Genomic DNA, 1,283 nt, shown 5'->3' on the forward strand with positions numbered 1-1,283 from the left:
TTGACTTATGACATGTGCCTCTAAGCCCTGGAGCTGGACAGGTCTCACATCAGCTACTCTTCCCGCAGGAGTCTTCGTCTTGCACTCCAATCAACTGCTGGAAAGAGCTAAACCTAAATGTACATATCATCAAAAAAAACCCGGACTAATTTGCTTCCTGAAGTGCAATTTAGTCCGGTTTTATTTAATTTAAAATACTTTTGTCCCAATCTTTTTTTTCCAAAAACAAAAAAACAGACCCATCAAATGATGAGCCTGTTTTGGAAGTTTGTAATCAATTATTTCTTAACAACGTTAGCTGCTTGTGGTCCACGAGCACCTTGTTCGATGTCGAAAGAAACTTCTTGACCTTCGTCAAGTGATTTGAAACCTTCACCTTGGATCGCTGAGAAGTGTACGAATACATCGTCTCCACCTTCTACTTCGATGAATCCAAAACCTTTTTCTGCGTTAAACCATTTTACTTTACCATTTTCCATGAAAAATGCCTCCTAGTGTGTGCTTACCACACAATGTATTACTATTCTTGCGATATCAGGTGAAAACCAAATCTTGTTCTTCCCTCGTATACCGGACAAAAATAATTCTTCTATAGAATAACAGGATTCTTTGAAATAATCAAGTAAACAAGAGCACGCTTCATAAAGTCAGACGACTTACGATTAAGTCAAAGGATCTTTATGCTTTTACATCTCTTCTTTAAAGCGATGAATTTTATGTGGTATAATAAAAGAAGTTGAAAGGAAGTGTCATATGAAATCCACTAAAAGTTTATTTAGTAATGGATCTGCTGTCACAATTAAAGAAACCGGCGAAACAGTAACCATCCTGAAATCTCAGTATGTTAAAAACATGAAACGCTACTCATATATCGTCAAAGAACATCCAGGTACGTTTTTCTTTGAAGAAGAATTAACCAAAGGTGAATGATAGCCTAAAGCTGCAGATCAATTGATGTGCAGCTTTTTTCTGTTTGAAAACGCTAAAAAAGAGTCTGGGACTAAACTGAAACACCACCATATAAAGACGAACAATTTCATTGTAGACTCTTAATACCGCTAATGATTTCCGTACAAGACTTCGCTTTCCGCAGGCAGCCCGTGAGCCTCCTCGGCAAGCCTGCGGGAAGAAAAGCGGAGGGGCTTTGTTCAGAGGCGGGTGGCATAAGGCGAATCGGCCACGAAGGCATTCTTTGCCTTCTTGGACGGTTTGACTTATGACATGTGCCTCTAAGCCCTGGAGCTGGACAGGTCTCACATCAGCTACTCTTCCCGCAGGAGTCT

Annotated in this window: 2 protein-coding genes; one reads left to right on the forward strand and one right to left on the reverse strand. The window is 40.0% G+C overall.

What is annotated here, in order from left to right; all coding sequences use genetic code 11:
* Positions 1-278 precede the first annotated feature (278 nt).
* On the reverse strand, positions 279-479 hold the full coding sequence (gene cspD / locus AAEO50_RS21050) for a cold-shock protein CspD (protein WP_032089110.1): 201 nt from the start codon (positions 477-479) through the stop codon (positions 279-281).
* Between the two features lie 274 nt (positions 480-753).
* Between cspD and AAEO50_RS21055 the strand changes: the two genes are divergently transcribed.
* Positions 754-930, forward strand: a complete 177-nt coding sequence (locus AAEO50_RS21055) for a hypothetical protein (protein ID WP_341986333.1) — start codon at positions 754-756, stop codon at positions 928-930.
* The last annotated feature ends 353 nt before the right edge of the window (positions 931-1,283 follow it).

The sequence above is a fragment of the Rossellomorea oryzaecorticis genome, from assembly GCF_038405515.1.
Taxonomy (GTDB): Bacteria; Bacillota; Bacilli; order Bacillales; family Bacillaceae_B; genus Rossellomorea; species Rossellomorea oryzaecorticis_A.